Source organism: Mesorhizobium prunaredense (assembly GCF_900156895.1).
Taxonomy (GTDB): Bacteria; Pseudomonadota; Alphaproteobacteria; order Rhizobiales; family Rhizobiaceae; genus Mesorhizobium; species Mesorhizobium prunaredense.
Genome location: NZ_FTPD01000045.1, coordinates 427,539 through 439,494 on the forward strand (window position 1 = coordinate 427,539; position 11,956 = coordinate 439,494).

Here is an 11,956-nt window from a genome sequence, read left to right on the forward strand (position 1 = left end):
CCGCTTACTCCACATACTGCTTCAGCCCCTGCCAGATCTCCTCGACAGTATCGAGATAGTGCCTGTCGCGATGGATGCGCTCGGGGTCGCCGGAGCGATCGATTTCCGGTTCGATGATCTGCGACACCCGGCCGGGTCTCGGCGACAGCAAGACGATGCGGTCGGAGATGTAGACCGCTTCCTCGATCGAGTGCGTCACGAAGATGAAGGTCTTGTTCTGGTTGGTGCGCAGCCGGATCAGGTCTTCCTGGAACTTCCGCCGGTTCTGCTCGTCGACCGCCGAAAACGGTTCATCAAGCAGCAGGACGTCGGCATCGACCGACAACGCCCGCGCCAGGCCGACACGCTGGCGCATGCCGCCCGAGAGCTGATGCGGATATTTGTCCTCGAAGCCGGCGAGCCCCACCTCGGCGATGTAGCGGCGGGCGATCGCCTCGCGCTCGGCCTTGTTGGTGCCGCGCAATTCAAGTCCGAAGGCCACGTTGCGCATCACGGTCGCCCACGGCATCAGCGCAAAATCCTGGAACACGAAAGCGCGTTCGGGGCCGGGTGCGGTGACGTGCTTGCCGTTGATCGCGACGGTGCCGCCATCGGCCCGTATCAGCCCCGCTATGATCTTCAGCAGCGTCGTCTTTCCGCAACCGCTGGGTCCGAGAAGGCTGGTCAGCTTGCCCCTGGGAAAGTCGAGATCGATGCCGCGCAGCGCCTCGACATTGCCGTAGGTCTTGGAAATTCCTCTCACTTCCACGATTGAATCGATCGGTGCGGGAACCGGCGACGGTCCATTTCGCAGTGCGGTCGCGCCCATCTTAAGCACCTCTGCTCTCGGGCCTGAAAACGCGGACTTCCACCCACTGCAGAAAGACGAGCGTCAGGGTGGAAAGCGCAATGATCGAGGCAATTGTTGCGTACATCTCGGCGTAGTCTGCGCGCGAGCGGTGGAAGGTGATGAGGTCGCCGATGCCGGTCGGGGTAATCAGCAGTTCGGCGAGCACCACGCCGACGAAGCCGGCAGCGACTCCGAGGCGCAAGCCGGCAAAAATCACCGGGCTGGCGTCCGGAAGGATGATCTTCGTGACGGTCTGCCAACGGGTGCCCAGGAACGATCGGCACATGACCAGCAGCGACTCGTTGACGTTACGCACCGCCTTGTAGGTGTTGAGCACGATGACCGGCAGCGCCAGGATCATGACGGCGAGCGTCTTGGCGGTCATGCCTATTCCGTAGACGAAGGTGACCATCGGAATGAAGGCGGCGACGGGTGCTGCCTGAAGCACGATGAAAACGGGGATCACCAGCCATTCGCCGGTGCGCCACAGGCCACAGATCGTGCCGAGGCCGACACCCAGGAACGCCGACAGGATAACGCCAAGCACCAGCGGCTGCAGCGTCGAAAGGTAGGCGGTTGCCAGGCTGCCGTCGGCGAGCAGTCCGAAGAACGCGACGACCGTGTCGGAAAAGGTCGGGAAGGCGAAGCTGACCGGAATGCGCCCAGCCACCTCCCAAATTCCTGCGAACAGGGCGATCGACACCAGCCTGAGCAGGACCGGCTGGTCCCACGATGCCCCCGTTGCGCTGCGATTGGAAAGAGGAGCGAGGCCGGCAGCCTCGCCGTCGGTTCTGATGCTTACGGCCATCCGGCAGGCCGCCTATTTCTTGCCGAGCTTGGCGACGGCGCGGTCGATTGCGGAGACATCCCAAAAGTCGTCGACCCTGAGGCTGGCTGGATCGCCTTCGATCTGGCCGGCAAGGCTGAAGAAGGCAAAGTCGTCCTTGGCCGCATCGGCTCCGCCGCCGTTCAGCGCAAGACTGCCGGCTTCCGCGGTTTCCTTGTAGTATTCGGTGATTTCGCTGTCGGCTTCAGCGCCGAGATCCGGCAGCAGTTTGTACTTGTTGCGCAGCTCGACGGCGACCGCCGGGTTCGCGGTGATCTCGCGCGCGGTCTTCATCAGTTCCTCGACCAGGATGTCGACGTCGGCGGCGCTGTTCTTCAGATAGTCCGCGGTCGCGAAAAGCGCTTCGTCAGAGGCGCCGAGATCCTCGACTGGCAAGACGATGAACTTGCCGGGGGCTTCGGCCTCGAGCGCGCGCCTGTTGGCGGCATCGACGATCGACGCCTTGATGGTCCCCTGGAGCAGCGCATTGCGGCGAACCTCGGAACCCGGGACATAGCTGATGTTGCCGAGCTTGATGCCGTGGTTTTTCGCCATCAGCAGCATGACCGCCTCGGTTCCGGAGCCGCGCGCCTGGACGGCGACCTCCTGCCCGTCGAGATCCTTCCATTCCTTGTAGAATTCGCTGTTGACGACGGGAAAGAAGCGCAGCGTCGATATCTGCGCGAAAATGCGGATCGGCACGCCCACCTTCTGGATCAAAGTATAGGGCGCGCCAATGCCGACATCGGCCTGGCCGCCGACAATGGCCTGGGCAGCCAGATCCTCGTCATTGAGAACAATGAGCTCGACATTCACGCCGCGCTCCTTGGCGCGCTCTATCGCGGCGAGCGTCTGGATGGATTCGATCCCGGGAAGGTCGCCGAATGCGATGCGCATGTCGCCCGCATTTGCGGCCGACAAGGGCGCTGCACATGCCAGGACCGCGGCGAAAGCGGTGGCAAGGATGGTACGTCTGGACACGCCGGCCATTGTCATTCCTCCCGTTTTTGTAACCATTTCCTTGATTGGTTAAGGCTATGGAGCAGATTGGTCAAGAAGAAAACTACGCCATATCGGTCACAACGACCGAGAAAACTCGGCAGTTGACGGTTTCCGCTAATCGTTTTAACACCAGCAGAGGGAAATCATATGCGGATTGGTTAAATTGATGGACGACCCCGGTAATGGCGGCCACGCCGCCCTGGTTCAGCTGCAGGCCTATCTTGCCCAAATGGACCATGCCGGCGAAACCCGGCTGCCTGCCGAGCGGGAACTGTCGGAGAGCCTCGGCGTATCGCGCGGCGATCTGCGCAAGGCGCTGGCGGTGCTCGAGAAGGACGGCCGCATCTGGCGTCACGTCGGCAGGGGCACCTTCGTCGGCAGCGGGCCGGTCGAGGAGACAATCGGCATTTCGGAAATCGCCGGGCGCACCAATCCGGCCGACGTGATGCGCGCGCGCCTCATCCTCGAGCCGGAGATTGCGCGCGAAGCGGCGCTGCACGCCACGCTTTCCGATATTGCCGCGATGCGGCAATCGCTGGTGCAGACGCGGGAAGCCGTCACATGGCGGCAATATGAGAATGTCGACAATCTGCTCCACCGGCAGATTGCGCAGGCGAGCCGCAACAATGTGCTGCTCGGCCTGTTCGACGTGCTGAACGCGGTGCGCCGCACCGTGGTCTGGGGACGTCTTCGTTCAGAAGGCGCCCGCCCTCCGGCAGACCATCACAGCTTTGCCGACCATGAACGGATCGTCGAGGCGATCGCCGAGCGTGACCTCGGCGGCGCGGCGGCAGCGATGCGCCTGCATCTACAGCAGGTCGAGCGGCGCCTGATCCCTGTCCGCGAAGCCGCCGAATAGTCTGGCTTGGCCACGCTACAGCGCCGCGCATCCTTCTTGGATGCGAGGCGCGAGTTAAGCCCTAAGCGCCGTAGCCGACGATGCCCTTGATCTCGAGGAAATCGTGGATTGCCCAGTCGGCATATTCGCGGCCGTTGCCCGATTGCTTGTAACCGCCGAACGGCGCGAAGGTGTCCCACTCCGGATAGTTGATCGAGACCTGTCCGGCGCGCAGGCGGCCGGCGACTTTTCGCGCGTGGTCGATATCCCCTGATTGCACGTAGGCGGCGAGGCCATAGACGGTGTCGTTGGCGATCTTCACCGCGTCATCGTCGTCATCATAGGAGATGACCGAAAGCACCGGCCCAAAAATCTCCTCCTTCTCGATGGTCATGCCCGGCGTGACGTGGCCGAAGACGGTCGGCCGCACGTAATAACCGCGATTAAGATGCTCCGGCCGACCGGGACCGCCGGTGACCAGCGTAGCACCCTCGGCGATGCCGGCCTCGATCAGCCGCTGGATCTTGTCGAACTGGATTTTGCTGACCACTGGGCCGAGCCTGGTGTCCTCCGAGCGCGGATCGCCGACCTTGTGCGCCTCGGCCGCCTTCTTGGCGATCACCAGCGCCTCATCGTGGCGGGCGGCCGGCACCAGCATGCGCGTCGGCGCATCGCAGGACTGGCCGCTATTGCCGAAACAGGCGTTGACGCCCTTGCGCACGGCCTTCTCGAAGTCGGCATCGGCAAGCACGATGTTGGGCGATTTGCCGCCAAGTTCCTGCGCCACGCGCTTGACCGTCTCGGCCGCCGTCTTGGCGACGATGATGCCGGCCCGGGTCGAGCCGGTGAAGGAAACCATGTCGACATCCGGATGGCCGGCCATGACCTGTCCGACATCCGGACCGGTGCCGTTGACCATGTTGTAGACCCCGTTCGGCGTGCCGGCCGCTGCCATCACTTCCGAAAAGACGATGCCGCTGATCGGCGCGATCTCGGAAGGCTTCAGCACGACGGTGCAGCCGGCGGCGATCGCCGGCGCCACCTTGCAGACGATCTGGTTGAGCGGCCAGTTCCACGGCGTGATCAGCGCGCAGACGCCGATCGGCTCCTTGACCACCATGGTGGTGCCGCGCTTCTCGCTGAATTCGTAATCCTCCAGCGCCTTGATGGCAGCTTCCATATGCGCCCTGCCAGCCCAGGCCTGCGCCTGGCGCGCCCAGGTGATCGGCGCGCCCATCTCCTGGCTGACGGCCTGGGCGATATCCTCGTAGCGCTCGTTGTAGACTTCGAGGATGCGCTTCAGCAGCTTCAGGCGCTCAGCCTTGCTGGTCTGCGAAAAGGCCGGAAAGGCCGCCTTCGCCGCCGCCACGGCGCGATCCACATCGGCCTTCGAGCCGACGGAGATTTTCGTGTAGGCTTCTTCGGCGGACGGATCGATCACATCCAGCGTCGCCGGCACCACGGGCGCGACCCATTTGCCGTCGATGAAGAAGTTCAGGTGATTGCTCATGGGTGGTGCCTCCGGTTTCCTGGAAGGATAGGTTCAGATGGGCAGCATAGGGCAGTTGGCGCCGCGGCGCAGGCCGATATGCGCCACATCGCCGACGCTGAATTGAAAACCTTCCGCCTGCCTGGCGCATCGATCACCACTGGTATCCCCTGCCGCAATTCGGCGTGCAGGCGCAAGGTGCGGCCGTGAAAGACGGTGCTGCTGACCCGCACCGGCGCGGTGCCGGTTGCTGCTTCGGTCGCCGCCAAAGATGGACGTCCGGCGATGCGAAAAGCAGCAGTGAGTGCGACCGCGAGGAACGGGATAGACCTTTGGCGGGAATTTGTTGAAAGTGCCGCCGCCGCGGCCAGGCTTTTGTTGAACCATTGGTCCGCAGCGACGACGCAGAACAAGATAGCAGAGGACCGCAAGCCATGACGAACGCCACCCTCCTGCCCGACGAGGGCCTCTTCATCGGCCGCGCCCGGACAAGCGAAGCATCGCATCCGCTGGTGGTCACGGTACGCGGCGGTACGGTCTTCGACATCACCTCGAGCATGGCACCAACCGTGCGCGACGTCTGCGAGATGCCGGAGCCAGCAGGCTACGTCCACGCCGCCGCGGGCGAACCGATCGGATCGCTCGATGCGATCGCCGCCAACAGTTTCCAGGCCGCGCGCGATCCGCAAAAACCGTACCTGCTTTCTCCGGTCGACCTGCAGGCGGTCAAGGCGTCGGGCGTCACCTTCGTCGTCAGCCTGCTCGAACGAGTCATCGAGGAGCAGGCGCGCGGCTCGGCCGAGAAGGCGGATGCCATTCGCGCCGACATTGCCGGGCTGATCGGCCACGATCTGTCGAAGCTCAAGCCAGGCTCGCCGGAAGCGATGGAGATCAAGGCCAAGCTCATCCAGCGCGGCGCCTGGTCGCAATATCTGGAAGTGGGCATCGGCCCCGATGCCGAGATCTTCACCAAATGCCAGCCGATGGCATCGGTCGGCTTCGGCGCCGATGTCGGCCTGCATCCGGTTTCCACCTGGAACAATCCGGAGCCGGAAATCGCCATGATCGCTGCCAGCAGCGGCATGATCGTCGGCGCGACGCTCGGCAACGACGTCAATCTGCGCGACGTCGAAGGGCGCTCGGCGCTGTTGCTCGGCAAGGCCAAGGACAACAACGCCTCGGCCGCGCTCGGCCCGTTCATCCGGCTGTTCGACGATGTCTTTTCCATCGATGACGTGAAGCAGGCCACCGTGCGGCTGAAGGTCGAGGGCGAGGACGGCTTTTCGCTGGAAGGCGCCAGCTCGATGGCGGAGATCAGCCGCTCGCCGGAAGAGCTGGTCGCGGCCGCGATGGGGCCGCATCACCAGTACCCGGACGGGCTGGCGCTCTATCTCGGCACCATGTTCGTGCCGTCGAAAGACCGTGGCGAGAAGGGCAAGGGGTTTACGCACAAGGTCGGCGACATCGTCACCATCTCGTCGGAGAAGTTCGGCGCGCTGGTCAACCGGGTGCGGCTGTCGCCCGACTGCCCGCACTGGACCTACGGCGCCAGCCATCTGATGCGCGACCTCGCCAAGGCCGACTTCATCTAGGTTCCAGCCTCGCCTGCGACAGCAGGTGCCTCGTCTTTCGCATTCAACGTTTAAGGATCTGCCTGCCTGGAAAATATCAGCCAAACTGATGCAATCTGATGGGATTGCTGATGGCGCCGCGCGTTGCGCCAACATCCATTGACGATGGAGGCTTGCCATTGGCCGAAAAAGGGAATGCTCTGAGGCATCCGGATCGGCGCTGGCAAGAAATACGATCAGGGTTTTGCCGTGATCGTCGCCGGACGTGGAGGTAGTCATTTTCAAAATGGGAGGAAATCAAATGCTGACGAGGCTACGATTACTTGTACTTGGCTTGATTGTGGCGCTGGCCATTCCGGCCGCGGCACAAGCCAAGACTTTTTACTGGATTTCGCATGGCGGCCCGGCCGACCCGGTCTGGACCTATTTCCTCGCCGGCGCCAAGCAATGGGCGACGGACACCGGCAACACCGTCAACACCTCGTTCCACAATAACGACGTGGCCTCCCAGCAGGAAGCCGTCCGCGCAGCGATATCCGCCAAGGCCGACGCCATCGTCACTACCAGTCCCGATCCGGGCAGCCTTGTCGAGATCGTCAAGGAGGCTCGCGCGGCAAACATCCCGATCATCAACTTCAACACGCCCGATCCGAAGGCGGACTTCAACGCCTATGTCGGCGGCGACAACGTCACCTTCGGCAAGAACTGGGCGCAGTATCTGGTCGACAAGGGACTGGTGAAGAAGGGTGATTTCGTCTGGATGCCGGTCGAAATCCCGGGCGCCACCTATGGCGTCCAGGAAGAAGAAGGCATCAAGAGCGTCTTCGAGCCGCTCGGCATCACCTACGAGATCACCGAAGCCACGCTCGATCAGGCCGAAGTGATCAACCGCATGGTCGACTACCTCACCGCCAACAAGGCCAAGGTCAAGGCGATCATCGGCCTCGGCGACCTGGTGACCGGCTCGATCAAGCGGGTGTTCGACCAGGTCGGCGTCAAGCCGGGCGAAATCCCGGTGGTCGGCTGGGGCAATTCGCTCGACACCACCCAGGAAGTGCTGAACGGCTACGTCAATGCCGGGCAGTGGCAGGATCCGCAGGCGACCAGCTATGTGGCGCTTTCGCTCGCCAACATGGCCGCCAGCGGCATTCCGCCCGGCTTCAACGTGATCACCGGCGCGCTCTATGAGAAGGACACCGCGCAGGTCTACGACGACATCCTGTCCGGCAAATAAAACCGCGATCGGGACGGTCGCGGCACGCTGCTACGATCATCCCCATCATCCCGCTGAGCCTCGAACCGCCTCATGCGGTTTCGGGCTTGGCCAGTCCCAACCATGTCGCGGGTCCAACGTGGAAAACGGTTCCATCATCCAACGCTCGATCGCCAGGCCGGAATTCGGGCCCTTCGTGCTGCTCGTCGTCGAGCTCGTCGTGTTCTGGGGGTTCAACCACGACTTCCTGTCGCCGCAGAACATCAGCAACATACTGGCCTTCACGGTTGAGCTCGGCCTGATCGCGCTGGCGATGACGCTGTTGATGACTTCAGGCGAATTCGACCTCTCGGTCGGATCGCTGTTCGGTTTCTCGCCCGTCTTGATGTGGACGCTCTTCAACAGCGGCCTCACCTCGCTGGAAGCCGGCTTTATCGTGGCCTTGCTGGTTGCCGCCTTCATCGGCCTGGTCAATGGCTGGTTCGTGACGCAACTCAAGATACCGTCCTTCCTGGTGACGCTCGGCATGCTGCTGGTCGTGCGCGGCACCGCTCTGTTCGTCACCAGCGGATTTCCGCAACGCACCTGGAGCGCGGAAGGCAGCTGGCTCGCCGAGGCGCTGGTCGGCGATTTCTTCATCGGACCGTTCCGTATCTACATGTCGCTGTTCTGGTTCATCGCAGCCGCGATTGCACTCGGCTACGTGCTGACGCAGAGCCGGACCGGCAACTGGATCCAGGCGGCCGGCGGCAACCCCAATGCGGCAAGGGCGCGCGGCGTCAATGTCAGCGGCGTCAAGATCGGCCTGTTCATCCTGTCGTCGATCATGGCTTCGCTTGCCGGCGTCATCAGCTCGCTGCGCACTTCGGCGGCCAACCCGAACAGCGGCACCGGCTACGAGCTCGAAGTCATCGCCATGGTGGTGATCGGCGGCACGGCGCTGACCGGCGGACGTGGCACCATCATCGGTACCGTGCTCGGCATCCTGATCCTGCGCGTGATGCGCAACGGCATCGTGCTGATCGGGGTGCCTGGGCTTGCCTACAACATCTTCATCGGCGCGATCATCCTCGGCATGATGGCGCTCCACTCATGGCTGGAACGCCGGCATCAGGCGGGAACTTGAACCATGACTGAGCCGCTTGTCCGCATGGAAAACATCCGCAAGCACTACGGGCGCGTGCAGGCGCTGGTGGACGCCAATTTCCATGTCAATGAAAGGGAGATCGTCGGTCTGCTCGGCGACAATGGCGCCGGCAAGTCGACGCTGATCAAGGTCTTGTCGGGTGCGGTCCCGCTGACCAGCGGCGACATCTTCATCCGCGGCAAGAAGGTGGACTTGCGCAGCACCAGCGACGCCATCGCCCACGGCATCGAGACGATCTACCAGGACTCCGCACTGGTCACGCAATTGTCGATCGCGCGCAACCTGTTCCTCGGGCGCGAGCCGATCAAGCCGCCGCGTTTCCTCAACCGTATGGACCAGGAGGCGATGAACGTGGTCGCCCGCGATCTGCTCAAGCAGGTCGGCATCTCGAAGAACATCCCGCCGACCACACCAATCGGCTCGCTCTCCGGCGGCGAGCGGCAGGCAGTGGCGATCGCGCGCGCCATGCATTTCGACAGCGACCTCATCATCCTCGACGAGCCGACCAACAATCTCGGCGTCGCCGAGACGCAAGGTGTGCTGAGCTTCGTGCGCAGCGCCCGCGATTCGGGCCATTCCTGCATCTTCATCGCCCACAACATCCATCACGTCTTCCAGGTGGTCGACCGCATCGTCGTCATGCGCCGCGGCAAGGTGGTTGCCGACGATATCGATCCGAAGAACACCAACGTCGCGGAAGTCGAACGGATCATCACCGGCATGTCCGACAAGGAGATCCACGACGCCATCGTGCAGGGGAAGCAACCACAAGGCTGAGTGGCCAGTTGGAAGCCGGGTTGGCCGTATCTCTGGTACAGGATCACATCGGCTCCTATGACTGCGACTATGAAAGCCACCGTTGCGGACATCGCCAGAAGCTGCGGGCTGTCGACCGCGACGGTCGACCGGGTGCTGAACAACCGGCCAGGCGCCAGTGCGGCCAACCGGCAGCGGGTGATGGAGGCGGCCAAGCAGCTCGGCTATTTGCCGGTCGTGGATCAGGTCACACTGCCCTCGCGGCCGGCGCATCTCGAGTTCTTCCTGCCGATCGGCTCGAATGCCTTCATGACGGATCTGGCAAATCATATCGAGGACTATGCCGCACGCCTGCCGCTTGTCGCCTCCTGCCGGATCCACAAGCTCGCCGGCATCTCGCCGAACGCGTTGCAGGCGGCCGTCGAAAACCTTTCGCTCAAGGCAGACGGCGTCGGCGTCATCGCCATCGATCACCCGAGAACGCGCAACATCCTGCGCGAGATCGTCGAAGCCGGCATCCGCCTGGTCACGCTGGTGTCGGACGTTCCGGGCGCGCCGCGATCGGCCTATGTCGGCATCGACAACCGTGTCGCCGGGCGCACCGCAGCCCTTTTGATGGGACGTTTCCTGGGCGGTCGCACGGGCCATCTGGCGATGATCGTCGGCTCACGCTCCTATCGCGGCCATGAAGAACGCGAAATGGGCTTTCGCTCGGTGCTCAGCGAGGAGTTCCGCAATTTGACCGTGACCAGCGCCGTCGAGATCAACGACGAGCCTGGTATCAGCTACACGGCGACGATGAAAGCGCTGCACAACGAGCCGGAACTGCTCGGCATCTATTGCGTCGGCGCCGGACGCTCGGGCGTGGCGAAAGCACTGCTGGAAGCCAAGCCGCAAAGGAAGCCGGTGTTCATCTGTCACGACCTGACAAGAGCGACACGCGGCTATCTCGTCGACGATCTGCTCGATGTCGTCATCGACCAGAATGCACGGCTGATCGCCGAGCAATCGGTCATTCGCCTGCTCGGCTCGATCGCTTCCTCGGCGCCTTATCTGACGCGGAAATTCATCGAACCGCGCCTTATCTTCAAGGAAAACGTGCCCGTCCAGTGATGCCGCGCAACGGCCACGGTCACTTGCGCCGATGGTTAAAATTCGGTTGATACCGCGAATCTGCACATCTGCTATGCATCTTTTGCTATTGCCGAATCATTGGGCAATCGATAGTTTCGCAGGTGTCGGCCATCTACTCCTCCCAGATGCGATGCCGACGCTGAGTGCGGCGCACCTCCTCCCGTGCCGTATTCGAAATCGAGCCCGCTGCCACCTCCTCCCGGCAGCGGGCTTTTTTTGTTCTGGGGTGTCGGGCAAGGCGGCGGCAATCGCCATCGGCTGGTTCGGGGCAGCGCCGCAGCCCCATCGGAATCCCGCCACACTTGTCACTCTCACCAATTCGCCATCGGGCCTAGCCTGCTCACAACCAGCAGCGACCGCCGCGCGCAAGAGCGCGGCGACAGACCGGCAACGGAGACGTGAGATGACAGCACATCCCAAGGCAAAAGAGCACTCGCGGCGCGGTTCGCAATGAACACGCCAACGATCGTTTCGCCGCTTGCGAGACTATCTGGCCCTGAACGAGGTGATCAGGCCTTCCGCCATGCGGACAAACTGCGCGCTGGGGCCTTCGGCTCCGACGCTTTGAAGGCTGACACGGGCGCCTTCAAGCAGCAGCGACAATGTATCGGCGAGAAGCTCTGCCTGGCCGATGCCGGCATCCCGACACAGGCCGACGAGACGGTCGCGCTGAGCCTGCTTGAGTTCCTTGATTACCCGACGGGCCGGATGGTCGGTCTCGCTCAACTCGATGGCGGCATTGGCCATGTCGCAACCGCGGCCGTCCATCATCAGGCAATCGGCTGCCATCCGGACCCAGGCATGCAGTTGCGCAAGCTTGTCGCCCGGATGCTCCGCCTCGAACTTTTGCCACATCGCGTTGGCGCTGCATGCGGTCGCCCGCAGGCACTCGATGACCAGATCGTCCTTGGACTCGAAATGACGGTAGAGCGTCATCTTGTTGGTACCGGCGGCCTCAGTGATCGCGTCGACGCCGACGCCCTTGATGCCATGCTTGTGGAACATATCCCGTGCCGTCTCCAGGATGCGATCCCGGGGGCGGATGCGTTCCGCAGTGCCGTCTTCCATCAAAACCTCCTTGGTTTCCGGGGTTTCCGAAAAATCCCTCGGTACACCTCTTGACTAGGGTGTTACCGGTCTGTAACTTCTAG

Annotated in this window: 12 protein-coding genes; 7 read left to right on the plus strand and 5 right to left on the minus strand. The window is 62.9% G+C overall.

All coding sequences use genetic code 11. The features are described from left to right. Positions 1-4: 4 nt before the first annotated feature. The 3 genes from BQ8794_RS25920 to BQ8794_RS25930 are packed head-to-tail and all read right to left on the minus strand — an operon-like array spanning position 5 to position 2,645. The gene (locus BQ8794_RS25920; RefSeq protein ID WP_023799434.1) at positions 5-808 is read right to left on the minus strand and encodes an ABC transporter ATP-binding protein; all 804 of its coding nucleotides are present in this window, start codon (positions 806-808) and stop codon (positions 5-7) included. Position 809: 1 nt separating this feature from the next. Continuing rightward, positions 810-1,637: an ABC transporter permease gene (locus tag BQ8794_RS25925; RefSeq protein ID WP_077381421.1), complete on the minus strand. Its 828-nt coding sequence runs from the start codon at positions 1,635-1,637 to the stop codon at positions 810-812. Between the two features lie 12 nt (positions 1,638-1,649). Further along, complete coding sequence (locus tag BQ8794_RS25930) at positions 1,650-2,645, minus strand: ABC transporter substrate-binding protein (RefSeq protein ID WP_077381422.1); 996 nt, start codon at positions 2,643-2,645, stop codon at positions 1,650-1,652. 178 nt (positions 2,646-2,823) lie between these two features. On the opposite strand from BQ8794_RS25930, the gene BQ8794_RS25935 reads away from it, so the two are divergent. Continuing rightward, positions 2,824-3,516, plus strand: a complete 693-nt coding sequence (locus tag BQ8794_RS25935; RefSeq protein ID WP_023799437.1) for a FadR/GntR family transcriptional regulator — start codon at positions 2,824-2,826, stop codon at positions 3,514-3,516. 61 nt (positions 3,517-3,577) lie between these two features. Here BQ8794_RS25935 and BQ8794_RS25940 read toward each other — a convergent pair whose 3' ends face one another. Then, the gene (locus tag BQ8794_RS25940; RefSeq protein WP_077381423.1) at positions 3,578-5,005 is read right to left on the minus strand and encodes an aldehyde dehydrogenase family protein; all 1,428 of its coding nucleotides are present in this window, start codon (positions 5,003-5,005) and stop codon (positions 3,578-3,580) included. Positions 5,006-5,200: 195 nt separating this feature from the next. Here BQ8794_RS25940 and BQ8794_RS35755 point away from each other — a divergent pair, with 195 nt between their 5' ends. The 6 genes from BQ8794_RS35755 (at position 5,201) to BQ8794_RS25970 (ending at position 10,784) form a co-directional block, all read left to right on the plus strand. Then, positions 5,201-5,422: a hypothetical protein gene (locus tag BQ8794_RS35755; RefSeq protein ID WP_167378840.1), complete on the plus strand. Its 222-nt coding sequence runs from the start codon at positions 5,201-5,203 to the stop codon at positions 5,420-5,422. Then, positions 5,419-6,576 carry a fumarylacetoacetate hydrolase family protein gene (locus tag BQ8794_RS25950; RefSeq protein ID WP_077381424.1) on the plus strand — a complete coding sequence of 386 codons (1,158 nt, stop codon included), beginning with the start codon at positions 5,419-5,421 and terminating at the stop codon, positions 6,574-6,576. Before BQ8794_RS35755 ends, BQ8794_RS25950 begins: the two co-directional genes overlap by 4 nt. 280 nt (positions 6,577-6,856) lie before the next feature. Next, a complete protein-coding gene (locus tag BQ8794_RS25955; RefSeq protein WP_077381425.1) occupies positions 6,857-7,789 on the plus strand; it encodes a substrate-binding domain-containing protein in 933 nt (310 codons plus the stop codon). Between the two features lie 118 nt (positions 7,790-7,907). Next, the gene (locus BQ8794_RS25960; protein WP_077381426.1) at positions 7,908-8,894 is read left to right on the plus strand and encodes an ABC transporter permease; all 987 of its coding nucleotides are present in this window, start codon (positions 7,908-7,910) and stop codon (positions 8,892-8,894) included. Positions 8,895-8,897: 3 nt separating this feature from the next. Then, positions 8,898-9,692 carry an ATP-binding cassette domain-containing protein gene (locus BQ8794_RS25965; protein ID WP_077381427.1) on the plus strand — a complete coding sequence of 265 codons (795 nt, stop codon included), beginning with the start codon at positions 8,898-8,900 and terminating at the stop codon, positions 9,690-9,692. Positions 9,693-9,761: 69 nt separating this feature from the next. Next, positions 9,762-10,784: a LacI family DNA-binding transcriptional regulator gene (locus tag BQ8794_RS25970; protein ID WP_077381698.1), complete on the plus strand. Its 1,023-nt coding sequence runs from the start codon at positions 9,762-9,764 to the stop codon at positions 10,782-10,784. A 507-nt stretch (positions 10,785-11,291) separates the two neighbouring features. On the opposite strand, the gene BQ8794_RS25980 is transcribed toward BQ8794_RS25970, so the two are convergent. Continuing rightward, positions 11,292-11,873 carry a TetR/AcrR family transcriptional regulator gene (locus tag BQ8794_RS25980; protein WP_023799451.1) on the minus strand — a complete coding sequence of 194 codons (582 nt, stop codon included), beginning with the start codon at positions 11,871-11,873 and terminating at the stop codon, positions 11,292-11,294. Positions 11,874-11,956: the final 83 nt, after the last annotated feature.

What these genes read in the sequence shown, in the direction of transcription:
- BQ8794_RS25925 (WP_077381421.1), bottom strand. Translation starts at nt 1,637, where the DNA reads ATGGCCGTAAGCATCAGAACCGACGGCGAGGCTGCCGGCCTCGCTCCT.
- BQ8794_RS25965 (WP_077381427.1), top strand. Translation starts at nt 8,898, where the DNA reads ATGACTGAGCCGCTTGTCCGCATGGAAAACATCCGCAAGCACTACGGG.
- BQ8794_RS25940 (WP_077381423.1), bottom strand. Translation starts at nt 5,005, where the DNA reads ATGAGCAATCACCTGAACTTCTTCATCGACGGCAAATGGGTCGCGCCC.
- BQ8794_RS25980 (WP_023799451.1), bottom strand. Translation starts at nt 11,873, where the DNA reads ATGGAAGACGGCACTGCGGAACGCATCCGCCCCCGGGATCGCATCCTG.
- BQ8794_RS25930 (WP_077381422.1), bottom strand. Translation starts at nt 2,645, where the DNA reads ATGGCCGGCGTGTCCAGACGTACCATCCTTGCCACCGCTTTCGCCGCG.
- BQ8794_RS25920 (WP_023799434.1), bottom strand. Translation starts at nt 808, where the DNA reads ATGGGCGCGACCGCACTGCGAAATGGACCGTCGCCGGTTCCCGCACCG.
- BQ8794_RS25970 (WP_077381698.1), top strand. Translation starts at nt 9,762, where the DNA reads ATGAAAGCCACCGTTGCGGACATCGCCAGAAGCTGCGGGCTGTCGACC.
- BQ8794_RS25935 (WP_023799437.1), top strand. Translation starts at nt 2,824, where the DNA reads ATGGACGACCCCGGTAATGGCGGCCACGCCGCCCTGGTTCAGCTGCAG.
- BQ8794_RS25950 (WP_077381424.1), top strand. Translation starts at nt 5,419, where the DNA reads ATGACGAACGCCACCCTCCTGCCCGACGAGGGCCTCTTCATCGGCCGC.
- BQ8794_RS25955 (WP_077381425.1), top strand. Translation starts at nt 6,857, where the DNA reads ATGCTGACGAGGCTACGATTACTTGTACTTGGCTTGATTGTGGCGCTG.